Source organism: Luteimonas sp. BLCC-B24, assembly GCF_028550595.1.
GTDB lineage: Bacteria > Pseudomonadota > Gammaproteobacteria > Xanthomonadales > Xanthomonadaceae > Luteimonas.
This window is the reverse complement of record NZ_JAQQGN010000001.1, coordinates 655549-672093: the sequence shown is the minus strand read 5'-3', so window position 1 is coordinate 672093 and position 16545 is coordinate 655549. Positions and strand designations below refer to the sequence as shown.

12 protein-coding genes are annotated in these 16545 nt (G+C 71.1%); 11 read left to right on the top strand and 1 reads right to left on the bottom strand.

Annotated features, from left to right (window positions below; all coding sequences use genetic code 11):
• Positions 1 to 128: 128 nt before the first annotated feature.
• Positions 129 to 533: a fluoride efflux transporter CrcB gene (gene crcB, locus PQS31_RS03315; RefSeq protein ID WP_272761243.1), complete on the top strand. Its 405-nt coding sequence runs from the start codon at positions 129 to 131 to the stop codon at positions 531 to 533.
• The gene (locus tag PQS31_RS03310; protein WP_272761242.1) at positions 530 to 949 is read left to right on the top strand and encodes a CrcB family protein; all 420 of its coding nucleotides are present in this window, start codon (positions 530 to 532) and stop codon (positions 947 to 949) included. The genes crcB and PQS31_RS03310 overlap by 4 nt, the downstream gene beginning before the upstream one ends.
• A gap of 85 nt (positions 950 to 1034) precedes the next feature.
• On the opposite strand, the gene PQS31_RS03305 is transcribed toward PQS31_RS03310, so the two are convergent.
• The gene (locus PQS31_RS03305) at positions 1035 to 2846 is read right to left on the bottom strand and encodes a DUF885 domain-containing protein (protein ID WP_272761241.1); all 1812 of its coding nucleotides are present in this window, start codon (positions 2844 to 2846) and stop codon (positions 1035 to 1037) included.
• A gap of 240 nt (positions 2847 to 3086) precedes the next feature.
• Here PQS31_RS03305 and PQS31_RS03300 point away from each other — a divergent pair, with 240 nt between their 5' ends.
• The 9 genes from PQS31_RS03300 (at position 3087) to PQS31_RS03260 (ending at position 16508) form a co-directional block, all read left to right on the top strand.
• Positions 3087 to 4718, top strand: a complete 1632-nt coding sequence (locus PQS31_RS03300; protein WP_272761240.1) for a TldD/PmbA family protein — start codon at positions 3087 to 3089, stop codon at positions 4716 to 4718.
• Between the two features lie 230 nt (positions 4719 to 4948).
• Positions 4949 to 6583 (top strand): TldD/PmbA family protein, encoded by a 1635-nt coding sequence (locus tag PQS31_RS03295; RefSeq protein WP_272761239.1) that lies wholly within the window; start codon positions 4949 to 4951, stop codon positions 6581 to 6583.
• Between the two features lie 12 nt (positions 6584 to 6595).
• Positions 6596 to 7930, top strand: a complete 1335-nt coding sequence (locus PQS31_RS03290; RefSeq protein ID WP_272761238.1) for a TldD/PmbA family protein — start codon at positions 6596 to 6598, stop codon at positions 7928 to 7930.
• Between the two features lie 652 nt (positions 7931 to 8582).
• Positions 8583 to 9281: a DUF4159 domain-containing protein gene (locus tag PQS31_RS03285; protein ID WP_272761237.1), complete on the top strand. Its 699-nt coding sequence runs from the start codon at positions 8583 to 8585 to the stop codon at positions 9279 to 9281.
• A gap of 94 nt (positions 9282 to 9375) precedes the next feature.
• Positions 9376 to 10377 (top strand): MoxR family ATPase, encoded by a 1002-nt coding sequence (locus PQS31_RS03280; protein WP_096207984.1) that lies wholly within the window; start codon positions 9376 to 9378, stop codon positions 10375 to 10377.
• Positions 10378 to 10385: 8 nt separating this feature from the next.
• Complete coding sequence (locus tag PQS31_RS03275; RefSeq protein ID WP_272761236.1) at positions 10386 to 11303, top strand: DUF58 domain-containing protein; 918 nt, start codon at positions 10386 to 10388, stop codon at positions 11301 to 11303.
• Positions 11300 to 12451, top strand: a complete 1152-nt coding sequence (locus PQS31_RS03270) for a BatA domain-containing protein (RefSeq protein WP_272761235.1) — start codon at positions 11300 to 11302, stop codon at positions 12449 to 12451. Before PQS31_RS03275 ends, PQS31_RS03270 begins: the two co-directional genes overlap by 4 nt.
• The gene (locus PQS31_RS03265) at positions 12448 to 14727 is read left to right on the top strand and encodes a hypothetical protein (protein WP_272761234.1); all 2280 of its coding nucleotides are present in this window, start codon (positions 12448 to 12450) and stop codon (positions 14725 to 14727) included. Before PQS31_RS03270 ends, PQS31_RS03265 begins: the two co-directional genes overlap by 4 nt.
• A complete protein-coding gene (locus PQS31_RS03260) occupies positions 14724 to 16508 on the top strand; it encodes a carboxypeptidase regulatory-like domain-containing protein (RefSeq protein WP_272761233.1) in 1785 nt (594 codons plus the stop codon). The genes PQS31_RS03265 and PQS31_RS03260 overlap by 4 nt, the downstream gene beginning before the upstream one ends.
• The last annotated feature ends 37 nt before the right edge of the window (positions 16509 to 16545 follow it).

The window sequence follows — 16545 nt, the reverse complement described above, 5'->3', positions numbered from 1 at the left end:
AGTGTCCTCGCGTGATCGACAGCGTCGCATCGCTGCCACGTCGCCGGTTGTCAGCCGGCCACGCGCGGCGTAGCGTGCGCCGGCGCGCTGCAGTGCTCGCTGCGCGATGACCTGATCACGGAGACGGCATGCACTGGACCCTGCAGCTTCTGGGCGTAGCGATCGGCGGCGCCCTCGGCGGGGCGGCGCGGTTCTGGCTGTCGGGCGCGGTCGCACGCCGGCTCGGCGAGGTCTTTCCCTGGGGCACGCTGGTGGTCAACGTGAGCGGCGCGTTCGCGATCGGCGTGCTGGCGGCACTGTGGACGGAGCGCGCAGGACATGCGGTGCTGCACGTGCCGATGTGGACCGGCCTGGCCATCGGCGTGCTCGGCAGCTACACCACCGTCTCCTCGTTCTCGCTCCAGACGTGGGCTCTGCTGCGCGACCGGGCTTACGCGCGCGCACTGGGCAACGTGGCCGCGTCGGCGATCGGCTGTCTGGCCGCGGTGGCGACGGGTTACCTGCTGGCGCTGCACGTCGGAAGCCGCGGATGAGCGCGAGGGCGGGGCGGCTGTATGCCGCGGTGATGCTGGGCAGCGCGCTGGGCGCGGTCGCGCGTTACGGCTGCTCGCTCGCGATGCTGCACCTGCTCGGTACCGGCTTTCCCTGGGGCACGTTGACCGTGAACACCGTCGGCTCGTTCCTGATCGGACTGTTCGCTGCGGTGACCGGGCCCGGAGGGCGGGTCGTCGTCACGCCCGCGCAGCGCCAGTTCCTGCTGGCCGGCGTCTGCGGCGGCTTCACCACGTTCTCGGTCTTCAGCCTGGAAACGCTCTACCTCGTCGAGGCCGGCGCGCCTCGGCTGGCCGGCCTCAATCTCGGCGTGTCGATCCTCGCCTGGCTACTGGCCGTCTGGGCGGGTCACACCGCCGGCATGCGCATCGGCGCACGGGCGCCGGTCGCGCGCTGAGACACGCGCCGGCGCCGGGCGTCACGATCGGCACGGCGTAAGGACGGCGCCGCGGACGGCCCGCGGTGCGAAACGCGTGCGGGCCTTACTGGATGGCCTCGTCCAGCATCAGCTGACGCGCGAAGCGTACCGGCGGCGCGCCCTGGGCGAGCATCGCGTCGTGGTACTGCTTGAGGTTGAACGCTTCGCCGGCCTTGGCTTCGGCGGCCTTGCGCGCGTCGAAGTGTTCCTGCGCGCCGACGAAGTAGGTCGCAAGCTGGGTCGACGACAGCTGCGCGCGGATCCACTTGCCTTCCGCTTCGCTGGTCTGCTGGAAGGTCTGGCGGACCATCAGGTCCATCGCCTGTTCCTTGCTCCAGTTGTCGACGTGGATGCCCTGGTCGAGGATCGCGTTGGCGACCGCGCGCGCGTAGAACTTCAACTGCATCAGCCGGAACAGCGGATCGTTGTCGGCATAGCCGGCGTCGGCCATCATCCGCTCGGTGTAGACGGCCCAGCCTTCGGCGAACGGGCCGGAGCGCAGCACCGCGCGCAACGTCGAGGGATGGTTCACCGAATGCGCGCCCTCGAGGTAGTGCCCCGGCATCGCCTCGTGGATCGTCAGCACGTGGATCATGTGCCTGTTGTACTCACGCAGAAACGAATCGACCTGGGCGTCGTCCCAGTCGTCCGGGATCGGCGAGATCGCGTAGTAGGTGTCCAGGCCCTTGTCGAGCGGACCGGGCGAATCGCAGTAGGCGACCGCGACGCCGCGCTGGAATTCCGGCATCAGGATGATCTTGACCGGGTCATCCGGCACGGTGACCAGATCGTGCTGGCGGGTGAACCCGGTCGCGACGTCCAGCGTGTGCCGGGCGAAGTCGACGACCTCGTCGCGGCCCGGCTTGTCGGCGTAGGCGACTTCCATCGCGGCTTCGATCGCCGCCTGGCGCTGGTCTTCGGTCGGGTCCGTCGGCGTCTCCGGCGCGCCCGCGCGATCCTTGAGCACGGCCTGCGCGACGACGTACATCTCGTCGCGGATGCGGGTCAGTTCGGCCTCGGCGCGCTGGCGGATGTCCTGGCGACTCAACGAGGAGTTCAGCGCGAACTTGAGCTTCTGGTCGTACTTCTCGGCGCCGATGCGGAACTCGCCCTTGGCGTTCGGGACCAGGGTGCCGTCGAGCCAGGCCTGGTGCTCGTCGACCGCCTTGCGCAGGCCTTCGACCGCCGCGTCGAGGCGCGCGCGGTCCTCGCCCTGCAGCTGATCGGCGTTGGGGGTGATGAAGGTGTCGATCAGCGACAGCACGCCGCGGTTCTGCGCGGCCACGGTGCGCGCATGCGTGGGAGGCACGCGCGCGGGGTCGAGGTTCTCGCGGGCCTGGACGAGGATCGTCGGAATCTTCTCCATGCGCGCGACCGCCGACTGCAGACGCTCGGGCATCGGTGCGAACTCGCGCGCCATCAGGTTGTAGATCGCGCCGCCGGCCAGGCCGCTGTAGAGCTGCGGATCCCAGGCCCAGCTCTGCAGCGTCTCGGTATCCCAGATGCCGTACTCGAGCGTGTTCCTGAGGATCAGCGCATCGACGTGGTTGTCGCGCGAGAGCGCGTCGAAATCGATGCCGTCGAGTTCGGCGAGATAGCGACGATTGAAGTCGAGGCTCGCCTGGCGCCCCGCTTCGGACAGGTCGTCGACCTCGGCGTCGAAGCGGTGATCGCCGATCTGCGTGGCCGAGATCGGCGACAGGCGCATGGCTTCGTCGAGATAGCGCCTGGAGAGTTCGGTGAACGCCGCGTCCGCCTGTGTCGCGGCCACGGCGGCCGTGCCGTCCTGCGTGGTGCCGGGTGCGGTCGGCGCCTCGCGGTGGCAGCCGGCGAGGACGGCGGTAAGGACGGCGACGGCGAGCAGGGACTGGCGCATGCGGGTACTTCCGGTCGATCGGGACAGCGGCCAAGCATAGGCGGGCACACCGGGCGGCGCCTGTGCCGATCGTGCCTGCTTGCACGTGCACGTGCACGTGCACGCGCGGGCTCGCGCACGAGCAGGGGTCTGCCGGCCAAACCTCATCGCGCGCGCTTCTGCACGAATCGGATTTGACGCATGCGGCGCCTGCGACCAAGAATCGGGCGCTGAGCGGCGCTCGCCGCGGGGGAGAATGCAATGCGGCGTCGCGACTTCATGGCCTACGGCGGCATCGGACTGGGCAGCCTGCTTCTGCCTGGCGGCATCGGCCGTGCGATCGCGGCCGAAGACCTGGCCAGCACACTCGATCCGGCGCTGAAGAAGCGGCTCGCCGATGTCGCGCTGCAGGCCTCGCGCGACGGCGGTGGCAGCTATTGCGACGTGCGCATCGGGCGTTACTTGCGCCAGTACGTGATGACGCGCGAGACACGGGTCGAGAACGTGGTCAACGAGGAGTCCACCGGCGTCGGCATCCGGGTGATCGCCGATGGCGCCTGGGGCTTCGCGGCCACGCGCGCGCTGGATCCCGACGGCATCGCCGAGGCCACGCGTCAGGCGCTGGCGATCGCCAAGGCCAATGCGCGCATCCAGACCACGCCGGTGCAGCTGGCACCGGTGCGCGGCGTCGGCGACGTGCGCTGGGCCACGCCGATGCGCCGCAACGGCATGACCGTGCCGCTGGAGGAGAAGGTGGCGCTGCTGATGGACGTCAACGCGGCGGCGATGGCGGCGGGCGCGGACTTCGTCAGTTCGCGGATGTTCCTGGTCAACGAGCAGAAGTATTTCGCCAGCACCGACGGCTCCTACATCGACCAGGACGTGCACCGGATCTGGGCACCGTTCACCGTGACCGCGCTGGACAAGGCCAGCGGCAGGTTCCGCACCCGCGACGGCCTCTCGGCGCCGATGGGGCTGGGCTACGAGTACCTGACGCCGGATCCCGCGCAGCGTTTCGAGCTGCCCGGCGGCGTGACCGCCTACGGCCAGGCCTACGACATGCGCGCCGATGCGCAGGCCGCCGCGCGCCAGGCGCGCGAGAAGCTGACCGCACGCTCGGTGACGCCGGGTCGCTACGACCTGGTGCTCGACCCCTCAAACCTGTTCCTGACCATCCACGAGAACGTCGGCCACCCGCTCGAGCTCGACCGCGTGCTCGGCTACGAGGCCAACTACGCCGGCACCAGCTTCGCCACGCTCGACAAGCGCGACGCGGGCTATCGCTGGGGCAGCGACATCGTCAATTTCTTCGCCGACAAGACCCAGCCCGGAAGCCTCGGCGCCGTCGGCTTCGACGACGAAGGCGTGCCGACCAAGCGCTGGGATCTGGTCAAGGACGGCATCCTGGTCGACTACCAGGCCACGCGCGACCAAGCCCACATCCTCGGCAAGACCGAATCGGACGGCTGCAGCTATGCCGACGCCTGGTCGAGCGTGCAGTTCCAGCGCATGCCCAACGTGTCGCTGGCGCCGGGAAAGACGCCGCTGACGGTCGCGGAGATGATCGCCGGGGTGGAGCGCGGCCTCTACATCCACGGTCGCGGCTCGTATTCGATCGACCAGCAGCGCTACAACGCCCAGTTCGGCGGCCAGCTGTACTACGAGATCAGGAACGGCGAGATCGCCGGCATGGTCGAGGATGCCGCGTACCAGATCCGCACCCCGGAGTTCTGGAACGCGTGCAGCGCGATCTGCGACGCACGCGATTTCCGCCTCGGCGGCTCGTTCTTCGACGGCAAGGGCCAGCCCAGCCAGGTCTCGGCGGTGTCGCACGGCTCGGCGACCACCCGGTTCGACGGCATCAACATCATCAATACCGCGCGCAACTTGTGATTCGTGACTCGTGATTCGAGAGGGCGGAAGGGCGGCGGCTGTCGTCCGTTCGGATCACCCGTCACGAATCCGCCGATCGGATCTCCACCGATCGCGGCGTCTGTGCCAAAAGTCACTGGACGTTGCGTCGCGGCCGGGTCAAGAATCGGGACGGCGCGCCGACGGCGCGGCTGCACCCGCCACTCCGCCCACGGCACACCGCCGCGGGCCTTCGCTTCGGGAGAGCTCCCTTGCATAGACGCGATTTTCTCGCCCTCGCCAGTGTCGGTGCGGGCGGCCTGCTGCTGCCTGCCGTCTTCGGCAAGGTCATCGCCGCCGAACAGCTGATGTCCGCGCTCGATGTCGGCTTCAAGAAGCGGCTCGCCGATGCCGGCCTCAATGCCGCCACGTCCGCCGGCGCCACCTACTGCGACGTGCGCGTGGGGCGTTACCTGCGCCAGTTCGTGATGACCCGCGAGGACAAGGTGCAGAACGTCGTCAGCACCGAATCCACCGGCGTCGGCGTGCGCGTGATCGCCGGCGGCGCCTGGGGCTTCGCGGCCACCAATACGCTGACCGAGCAGGGCGTGGCCGAGGCCGCGCGTCAGGCCACCGCCATCGCGATGGCCAATGCCAAGGTGCAGACCGCACCGGTGCAACTGGCGCCCGTGCGCGGCGTGGGCGAGGTGTCCTGGCGTACGCCGCTGACCAAGAATGCGATGGAAGTGCCGGTCGCCGAGAAGGTGGACCTGCTGCTCGGCGTCAATGCCGCGGCGATCGGCGCGGGCGCGAGCTTCGTCAACTCCACGCTGTTCCTGGTCAACGAGCAGAAATACTTCGCCAGCACCGACGGCTCCTACATCGACCAGGACGTGCACCGCATCTGGGCACCGATGACGGTCACCGCGATCGACACCGCCAGCGGCAAGTTCCGCACCCGCAGCGGCCTGTCCTCGCCGATGGGCATGGGCTACGAGTATCTCGACGGCGACGCCTCGCAGAAGTTCGTCTCGCCCAACGGCGTGGTGAACTACGGCCGGTCCTACGACATGCGCGAGGACGCCATCGCCGCGGCGCGCCAGGCGCAGGAGAAACTGCGGGCGCCGTCGGTCAAGCCGGGCCGCTACGACCTGGTGCTCGATCCCTCCAACCTCTGGCTCACCATCCACGAGAACGTGGGCCACCCGCTGGAACTCGACCGCGTGCTCGGCTACGAGGCCAACTACGCCGGCACCAGTTTCGCCAATCTCGACCGACGTGCCGAGCGGTTCCAGTACGGCAGCGACATCGTCACCCTGTTCGCCGACAAGACCCAGCCCGGCAGCCTCGGCGCCGTGGGCTTCGACGACGAAGGCGTGGCGACCAAGCGCTGGGATCTGATCAGCAACGGCCGCCTGGTGGATTTCCAGACCATCCGCGACCAGGCCCACATCCTCGGCAAGACCGAATCCGACGGCTGCTGCTACGCCGATTCGTGGTCGAGCGTGCAGTTCCAGCGCATGCCCAACGTGTCGCTGGCGCCGGGCAAGTCGCGGCTGAGCGTCGCGGACATGATCAAGAACGTCGAGAACGGCATCTACATCATCGGCGACGGTTCGTTCTCGATCGACCAGCAGCGCTACAACGCGCAGTTCGGCGGCCAGCTGTTCTACGAGATCAAGGACGGCGCCATCACCGGCATGGTCGAGGACGTGGCCTACCAGATCCGCACGCCGGAATTCTGGAACGCCTGCACCGCGATCTGCGACGAGCGCGACTACCGCCTCGGCGGCTCGTTCTTCGACGGCAAGGGGCAGCCGAGCCAGGTCTCGGCCGTGTCGCACGGTTCGTCGACCACCCGCTTCGACGGCATCAACGTCATCAACACCGCGCGTTCGCTCGGCTAAGGAGCTCCGACCATGACCATCTTCACCGAAGCCCAGGCACGCGAGATCCTCGAAAAGACCGTGGCCCTGTCCACCGCCGACGAGTGCACGGCCACGCTGGCCGGCTCGGTCGCCGGCAACATCCGCTTCGCGCTCAACAACGTCTCCACCAGCGGCATCGTCACCAATGCCGAACTCGCCGTGCAGGTCGCATTCGGCAAGCGCGTGGGCACGGCCAGCATCAACGCCTTCGACGATGCTTCGCTCGCGAGCGTGGTCAAGCGCGCGGAAGATCTCGCGCGGCTGGCGCCGGAGAATCCGGAATTCCTGCCGGCGATCGGCAAACAGGAGTATCGCCCCAGCCCCACCTTCAGCGAGTCGACGGCCGCGATCACGCCCGAATTCCGCGCCAACGTCGCGGCGGGTTCGATCGCACCGTGTCGCGCCGAGAACCTGATCGCCGCGGGCTTTCTCGACGACGGCAAGAGCTTCGTCGCGTTCGCCAACAGCAACGGCAACTTCGGCTACCAGCAGGCGACCAACTTCAACTACACCTGCACCGTGCGCACCGAGGACGGGCGCGGGTCGGGCTGGGTGGGGCGCAACCTCAAGGACGCGAGCGAGTTCAATGCCGAGCGCGACGTGCGCGTGGCGATGCGCAAGGCCAGCGATTCGGCCGAGGCACAGGCGCTGGAGCCGGGCAAGTACACGGTGATCCTGGAGCCGGCCGCGGCGGCGGGCCTGATCAGTTTTATGATGCGCTTCTTCGACGCGCGGACCGCGGACGAGGGCCGCAGCTTCCTGTCCAAGCGCGGCGGCGGCAACAAGCTCGGCGAGCAGGTCTACGACCCGCGCGTGAACATCATCGCCGACCCCTGGCATCCCGAAGCCGCGGTCATGCCGTGGGACGGCGACGGCCTGCCGCGCGAGCGCATGCCGATCATCGAGAACGGCAAGATCGCCAACCTCGACTATTCGCGCTTCTGGGCCCAGCAGCAGGGCAAGCGCGCCGTGGGCCGTCCGGGCAACCTACTGATGTCGGGCGGCGAGGGCACGACCGCCGACCTGATCCGCGGCACCGATCGCGGCATCCTGGTCACGCGCACCTGGTACATCCGCATGGTCGATCCGCAGACCGTGCTGCTGACCGGCCTCACCCGCGACGGCACGTTCTACATCGAGAACGGCGAGATCAAGTACCCGCTGAAGAATTTCCGCTTCAACGAGTCGCCGGTGATCATGCTCAACAACATAGACGCGCTGGGACGTCCGGTGCGCGTGGGCGGCGACGAGTCGTCGCTGGTGATGATGCTGCCGCCGATGCGGCTGCGGGACTTCACGTTCACGTCGTTGTCGGATGCGGTCTGAGGTTGTCCAATTGCTGTGACGCCGTGTGGAGTTCCGCTTTGATTTCCGTGACGCGCACGGCGATGCCCGTAGACCCGAAGGGCGCCGGCCATGGATGGCCGGCGTTTTCCGACCGAGGCAGGATGCCGAGTCGGAAAATCCCGGAACGAATGACTGGCCGGGTTCGCTCCGTCGGGAAGGCCCTTTCTTTTGGTTACTTTTCTTTACTCGCATCTTCGATGCTCGCCCTTCGGGCCGGCTGCGCCGTTCGCGCTGCGCGCGTGGGCCAGCAAAGAAAAGTGAACCGCTCGCCGCAAGGCGAGAGGAAGCCTTGCTTCAGCATTCCAAGCGAAGATCAAACGCTTTCGTCCGCTGGCGCGGCCGAGTTCATTTCTTTTGCTAAGCGGCAAAAGAAACGGAACCAAAGAAAAACGCTTCCCCGACGAAGCACATCCGGTGAGTCATTCGTTCCGGGATTTTTCGACTCGCCTTCCATGGCTCGGTCGAAAAACGCCTCACATCCATGTGCGGCGCCCTCCGGGTCTGCGGTCTGCAATGGCCATTCATTGGCAAGCCGAAGCGGAAGCCAAAGCAGAAGCCAGGGCAAAAGCCGCAGGGGAGTCGAGCGTTGTGCGGATCGGATGACGCCGGAAGGGGCAAGAGGCTGCACGCGATGAACCGCCGCCAGTCCCTGCAACTGCTGTTCGGCGCCGCCGCCGGCCTGGCGCTGCCGCCGCTCGCGGCACAGTCGGCGCGCTATGACTTCTGGTTCACGCGCCTGCGCTACGAGTCCGGCAACTGGGACGTGGACCAGCGCATGCCGGCCAACGTGCTCACCTCGCTGATCGACTACACCAGCCTGCGCGTGGATCCCGAGGAGCGCGTGGTCGCGCTGTCGGATCCGGCGATGCTGGCGGCGCCGTTCTGCTATCTGGCCGGGCACAAGCTGGTGGAATTCAGCCCCGCGGAGCGGCGCAATTTCGAACGCTACGTGCGCAGCGGCGGTTTCGTGTTCGTCGACGACTGCAACCACGACATCGACGGGATGTTCGCGAAATCCTTCGAGGCGCAGATGGCGGCGATCTTCGGCGCCGCGGCGATGAAGAAGCTGCCGAACTCCCACCCGCTGTACCGCAGTTTCTTCCAGTTTCCCGATGGCCCGCCGGCGACGAGTTTCGAACTCAACGGCTGGGGCGACGATCTGGTGCACGACTATCTGAAAGGCATCGAGATCAACGGTCGCCTCGCGGTGCTCTACAGCAACAAGGACTACGGCTGCGAATGGGACTACGACTGGCGCAACAAGCGGTTTCTGGCCGAGGACAACACGAAGTTCGCCGTCAACATCGTCATGTATGCCCTGAGCACATGACCACCGGACCGTCTGCGGAAGCGCGCTCGCGCGCGACGGCGCGCGGCCGGCAACGCACGATCGCGCGCGAGCGCGCGCCCACAGGAGTACCTGCATGATCCACACCGCTCCCACCGAAGCCGACCTGCACGCGCGGCGCGCGCAGCTCGACGCCCTGCGCGATGCGATCGGACAGGCCGTCGTCGGCCAGGCCGAGGTCGTCGAGCAGTTGCTGGTCGCGCTGCTCGCCGGCGGTCACGTGCTGCTCGAGGGCGTGCCCGGCCTCGGCAAGACGCTGCTGGTGCGCACCCTCGGCGAGGCGCTGGACCTGGGCTTCCGGCGCGTGCAGTTCACGCCCGACCTGATGCCCAGCGATCTGCTGGGCACCGAGCTGCTGGAAGAGGACCACGGCACCGGCAAGCGTCATTTCCGCTTCCAGGAAGGCCCGGTGTTCACCCAGCTGCTGCTGGCCGACGAGCTCAACCGGACGCCGCCCAAGACCCAGGCCGCGCTGCTCGAGGCGATGGCCGAGCGCACGGTCAGTCATGCCGGGGTGACCCGCCCGCTGCCGAGGCCGTTCTTCGTGCTCGCCACCCAGAATCCGATCGAACAGGCCGGCACCTATCCGCTGCCCGAGGCCCAGCTTGACCGTTTCCTGCTGCATGTCGCCCTGGGGTACCCGGATGCACGCGAGGAGCAGGACATCCTCGCGCGGACCACGGGCAGCACCGATGCCGTGGTGCCCAAGGTGATGCACGCCGACGACGTGCTCGCGCTGCAGGCACTGGTGCGGCAGGTCCACATCGGCGACGCCTTGCTGGCGTGGATCACCGCGCTGGTGCGGGCCACGCGCCCGGGGGAGGGCGCGCCGGAGGTCGTGCGCGAGTACGTGCGCTGGGGCGCCGGCCCACGCGCCGGCCAGTCGCTGGTCCTCGCGGCGAAGGCACGGGCCCTGCTGCAGGGCCGGCTCGCGGCGACACGCGAAGACGTGGCCGCGCTGCTCGCGCCGGTGCTGCGCCACCGTCTGGTGCTGTCGTTCGCGGCGGAAGCCGCGCAGACCGATGCCGACGCGGTGATCGCCGGCCTGCTGCGCGCGCTGCCCGCACCGGAGCGCTGAGCCGCGCGATGGCGAACGAGGCGACCCTGGCGGCGGGTGACGCGTCGCCCGATGCGCTGACGCCCGCGCTGCGCGCGCTGGTCGCGACGCTGCGGCTGCGCCCGCACCGCGCGCTCGGTCGCCAGGGGCTCGGGCATCACCCGAGCCGCAACCGCGGCAGCGGTCAGGAGTTCGCCCAGTACCGCGCCTACGAATCCGGCGACGAACCGCGGCAGATCGACTGGAAGCTCTATGCGCGCAGCGACCGCTTCTTCGTCCGCGAGGCCGAGCGCGAGAGTCCGGTGCGCGCCTGGTTGCTGCTCGATACCACCGCCTCGATGGCGCAGGCCGACGAAGCGCGACCCGGCTTCACGCGGTTCGATGCGGCGCGGCAGCTCGGACGTTGCGTGATCGAGATCGCCCGGCGCGGCGGCGACGCCTGCGGACTGGTGCTGTGCGGCGGCGCGGGGCTGGCGCTGGTGGCGCCGGGTAACGGGCCGCGCCAGCGCGACCGCCTGCGCCACGCGCTGGCCACGACCACGCCCGCGGGCGAATGGCCGCACGCCGATGTGCTCGCCCCGGCCTGGGGGCGCATCGCGCGCGGCGATCTGGTCATCGCGCTCGGCGATTTCTTCGACGAGGCCGCGGTCGCGCAGCTCGTCCGCCTGGCGCATGCCGGGCGCGAGGTCGTCGCCCTCCAGGTGCTGACCGCGGACGAACGTGATTTTCCGTATCGCGACGGCCGCCGCTTCGTCGAGCCCGAAGCGGGCGAATCCCTGCTCGGTGACGGTCCGGCGTTGCGGGCCGGTTACCTCGCGCGCTTCACCGCGGCGCAGCGCGGACTGGCCGCGCGGTTCGCGGCGGCGGGCATCCGTCATGCGACCCATGTGATCGACCAGTCGCCCGCGCCGGTGCTGCAGGCCCTGTTCGGCGGGCGCGCGCGATGAGCGTCGGCCTGCTCGCGCCACTCGGGCTCGCGGCGCTGGCGGCGTGGCTGCTGCCGCTGCTGCTGCATCTGGCGCGGCGTGATGCGACCCGGCCCACCCCGTTCGCGGCGTTGCGCTTCCTGCGCGAGAAGCCGCGGCCGCGGCGCCGTCTCCGCTTCGACGACTGGCCGCTGCTGCTGGTGCGCCTGGCCCTGCTCGCACTGCTCGCCCTGTGGCTGGCATGGCCGGTGCTGCACGGCGCGACGGCGCCTGTGCGCTGGACCGTCGTCGTTCCGGGCGTGGCCGTCGACGCGATGCCCGCAGCGGATGAGCGCGAGGCGCCGCCGCGCTGGCTGGCGCCCGGATTTCCGCCGATCGACGGCCCGTCCGCGCCCGGGGCCGGCACGGCCACGGTCTCGAGCCTGCTGCGCGAGCTCGACATGACGCTGCCCGCCGGCACCGCGTTGACGGTCGTCGCGCCCGAGGTGATCGACGGCGCCGATGCCGCCCCGGTCGTGCTGTCGCGGGCGGTCGACTGGCGGATCGTGCCGATGCGCGCCGACGCGGCCGCGCCCGAACCCGCCGCGGCGCCGAGGCTCGATGTGATCGGCAGCGCCGCCGACGATCCGGCGCGGCGCGTGCTGCGCGCGGTGGCGCGTGCGTGGCGTGCCGACGATGCGGAGGCGTTCGCGATCGCGCGCGATGTCACGTCGGTGCGCACCGATGCGCTGGCGGCATGGTGGGGCGAAGGTGCGCCGTCGTCGCATCTGTTGGCGCATGCGGCCGGTGGCGTGCTGCTGCTCGGCGCCGCGAGCGCACGTGACCCGGACCTCGACTGGCAGCCCGTTTGGCGCGGCGCCGACGGGGAGACGCTGGCCGAGCGCGCCGCCTGTGCGCCGGCGACCTGCATCCGCTTTGTGCAGGCGCTGGATCCGGCGCGTCTGCCGGCGGTCCTCGATCCCGCGTTTCCGGCGCGGCTGCGTGCGCTGGTGCAGCCGCCCCCCGCGCCGGCACGCATCGCCGCCGCGGATTTCGCACCGGCCGAGGGCGGCGCCGCGTATCCGCCGACGCCGCGTGATCTGCGGCCGTGGTGGGCCGTGCTGGTCGCGCTGCTGTTCGCGCTGGAGCGCTGGATGGCGGCCTCACCGCGGCGGAACCGCGGCCCGTGAACGTCGCCGCGCATCTGCAGCAGGGCCTGACGCGCGCGCGCCGCCGTGCGGTCGCGATCGTCGTGCTGCTCGCGCTGCCGTTCGGTATCGGACTCGCGGCGCTCGCCTGGCGGCTCCTGGGCATCCTGCCTGCGGTCGCCGTGGCGGTGCTGGGCTGCGGCGTGGCGGTGGTGGTTGCGCTGCGCCGCGCACGTCGCTTCGATCGCGCCTGGCTGGCGCGCACGCTGGACGCGGATCGTGCCGACATGGACGACAGCGCCGCCCTGCTGGTCGCGCCGCCCGCGACGTTGACGCCCCTGCAGCAGTTGCAGCGCACACGCCTGCAGGCACGGATCGAGGCCGATCCCTCGATGCCGCCGCCGACGCCGTGGCCGGCGCGGGCACTCGCGCTGGCCTGGTGCATCGGTGCGCTGCTCGTCGCCGCCGCGTTGTGGTGGCCGGCGTCCGCGGCGCGCACGGACGGGCCGCTGCGGCCGGACACGCGGGCCGCCAGCGCAGATGCGAGGCCCGTGCTGCTGGCACAACGCCTGCAGATCACCGCTCCGGCCTATACCGGCCAGCCGCCGCGCTCGCAGACCGAACTCGATGCGCAGGCGCCGGCCGGCGCGACGCTGCGCTGGACGCTGCGCTTCTCCCCGCAGCCGCAGCGGGTGGCGCTGCAGCTGCACGACGGCCGCGAGATCGCGTTCTCGCGTGAGGACGCGGACTGGGTGGCCACCCTGCGCCTGGACCAGTCCTGGCTCTATCGCATCGCCGTCGATGACGACACCGACCGCGTGCTCGCGCGCGCACAGCCCTGGCGGCTCGATGCGGTGCCCGATCGCCCGCCGGAGATTCGCGTGCGCAGGCCCGAGGCCACGCTGTCCACCTACACCCCCGGCCAACGCCAGTGGCCGCTGGAATTCGAGGCCGGCGACGACCACGGCGTCGCCGCCGACGCGCGTCTGCGCATCACCGTCACCCGCGGCAGCGGCGAGGGCATCACCTTCGAGGACCGCACGCTGTCCCTGCGCGGCCGCGGCGAGGCGCGACTGCGGACGTTCGCGACCACGCTCGACCCGGTCGCGCTCGGAATCGAGTCGGGCGGCGATCTGGTCGCCCAGCTCGAGGTGCGCGACAACCGCCAGCCGACGCCGCAGATCGCGCGCAGCGCCAGCCTGATCCTGCGCTGGCCGCCGCCGGTGCCGGTCGAGGCGGACGGTCTCGAAGGCCTGGCCCGCAACGTGCTGCCGGCGTATTTCCGCAGCCAGCGGCAGATCATCATCGACGCCGAAGCGCTACTCGCCGAGCAGGCGCGGATCGAACGCAGCGCGTTCGAGCGCCGTTCCGACACGCTGGGCGTCGACCAGCGCCTCCTGCGCCTGCGCTACGGCCAGTTCCTCGGCGAGGAGTCGGAAGGCGGTGCGCGTCCGCCGCCGACCGCGGATGCGGGAGCGCCGCCACCGCCACCACGCAAGCCGCTGCCGATCGACGACTACGGCCAGTCGGATCCCCCGGCACCGCAGTCGGACACGGGGCCTGCGGACGATCACGACCACGAGCATGCGGATCACGCGCATGCGCACGACCATGCGCACGCGCACGGCGCCGCTGCCCATGGTGCCGGCGCGCACGACCACGACCACGACCACGCCCCGCAGGACGCGACCACCTTCGGCCGCGCCGAGGACGTACTGTCGACCTTCGGCCACACCCACGATCTGCCGGAAGCGGCGACCCTGCTCGACCCGGCCACCCGCGAACTCCTGCGCGCGGCGCTGCGCGAGATGTGGCAGTCCGAACTGCAGCTGCGCCAGTACGCACCGCGTGCGGCGCTGCCGTATGCCAATCGCGCGCTGGAACTGATCAAGCAGGTGCAGCAGGCCGACCGCATCTACCTTGCGCGGGTCGGCGCCACCCTGCCGCCGGTCGACGTCACCCGTCGCCTCGGCGGCGAGCGCGACGGCATCGCGCCGCGCGCAGCGCCCGCGCCCGAGCGCGACGGGTCCGACGAACCCGCCATCGCGTGGCGCGCGCTGGCCTGGAACGACGCCGTCGATCTCGCGGCCCTGGTCACCTGGGCGCAGGCCCATCCGCGCCAGGTCGACGACCCGCTCGCGCTGCTCGCCGCGGTCGACGCGCTGCAGCGTGACCCGGCCTGCGGCGACTGTCGCCAGGCGCTGCGCGGCCAGCTGTGGCGAGTGCTGCAACGCCCGCTGCCGGCGCCGGCGCGACGCCCCGCTGTCGACGCGATGGGCGCGCGTTACCTCGACGCGCTGCAGGAGGATGCGCTATGAGGCCCGAGGTCTGGCTCGGCATCGTGCTGCTCGCCGGCGCGGCGCTGTCGATCACGCGGCTGCTCGTCGCGCATCTGCGCAGCGCGCAGGGGCAGCGCCCGGCCTTATGGCGCACGCTCGCGCTAGCCGTGCTGACGGCCGCATCAGCGCTGCTGCTCCATCGGACCTTGCTGCCACCGACGCCGGCGGGCTCCGACACCCTGGTCGTGCTGACGGCGAACGCAGGGGGACTGCCGGTGCCGGCCGGTCCTGTCGTCGCGCTGCCCGAAGCCGATGGCGTCCCGGCCGGCGCCACCCGGATGCCGGACCTGGCGACCGCGCTGCGCCGGCATCCGGATGCACGCGCCCTCGTCGTCCTCGGCGCGGGCCTGCTCCCGCGCGACCGTGACGCCGTCGGCGGACGCGCGCTCGCCTATCACCCCGCGCCGTTGCAGCCCGGGCTCGTCGACGTCGAGGCGCCGGACGCGGTCGCACCGGGCGCGCGGTTCACGGTGCGCGGGCGCGTGTCGGGCATCGAAGATGCGCAGGTGGCGCTGTTCGATCCCGCCGGACGCATCGTCGACACCGGCACCGTCGATGCGGACGGCCGGTTCGGCCTCACCGGCACCGCGCGCGGCGCCGGCGCGACGCTGTTCGATGTCGCGCTCCAGGACGTGGCGCCGGGCGCCTGGACCCGCGCGCACGTCCCGGTGGTGATCGATGCGGACGGGCCGATGCGCATCCTGCTGCTCGCCGGTGCGCCGAATCCCGATGTCCGTGCCCTGCGTCGCTGGGCCGAAGACGCCGGCGCATCGCTGCGCTGGCGTGCCGCGCTCGGCGGCGGCGCGATGGCCGGCGACGCCCCGGCGCTCGAGGCCACGCGCCTGGCCGAACAGGATCTGGTGCTGCTCGACGCCCGCGCCTGGGATGGCCTGGGCGCCGCGGCACGCACCACCCTGCTGGCGGCGGTGCGCGACGGCCTCGGTCTGCTGGTGCATGCGCCCGAACCTCCGTCGAACGCGCTGCGCAGCTGGCTGGGCGCTGCGGGACTGGCGATCACCGCAGGGCGCGTGCGCGAGTGGCGCGCCGATGCCGGCCCCGACGATCCCGCCCGGTTGCGTGCCTGGTCCGGCCCCGGCAGCGACGACGCGCCCTTCGATCCGCAGCTGGCCGGCGAGGCGCCACCCGCGCTGGGCTATCGGCCGCTGACCGGTGGGCTGCCGGCGGCCGGGCCGGGCGCGGCCGACATGATGCGCTGGCAGGCACTGGGCCAAGGCCGCATCGGTGTCGTCACCGCGGCCGACAGCTGGCAGCTGCCGCTGGCGGGCCGGGCCGATCTGCATGGCGAGTTGTGGAGTGCCTGGGCCGCCGCACTGGCCCGTCCGGCCGGCGCGGCCGTGGCTGGCTTCCGCGGCGAGGCGCGGGTCGGCGAGCGCGTGGCGCTGTGCGACCTGGCGCCCGGCGCGCGCGTGGCGGCGCCCGATGGCCGCGCGATCCTCCCCGTGCCCGATCCGGCCGCCGACGGCTGCGCCGGCCTGTGGCCGCGCGCGCCCGGCTGGCACCGCGTCGACGGCGGCGACGTGCTATGGGTGCGCGGCGTCGACGATGCGCCCGGCGTGCAGGCGGCTGCGCTGCAGGCCGCGACCCGACGACTCGCGGGCGCCGGCGCCGGCGCGCAGATGCCGCCGCCCCCCGCGATCCCTGCCGTCGTCTGGTTCTTCGCCTGGTTGCTGGTCACCGCGCTGCTGTGGGCGCTGCACCGCATGCGACGCGGGCGCGGCGGCGTCGTCCCCACCGCCTGAGTGCGCCACCCGCGCTGCGGACACGGCCTGTTCACAG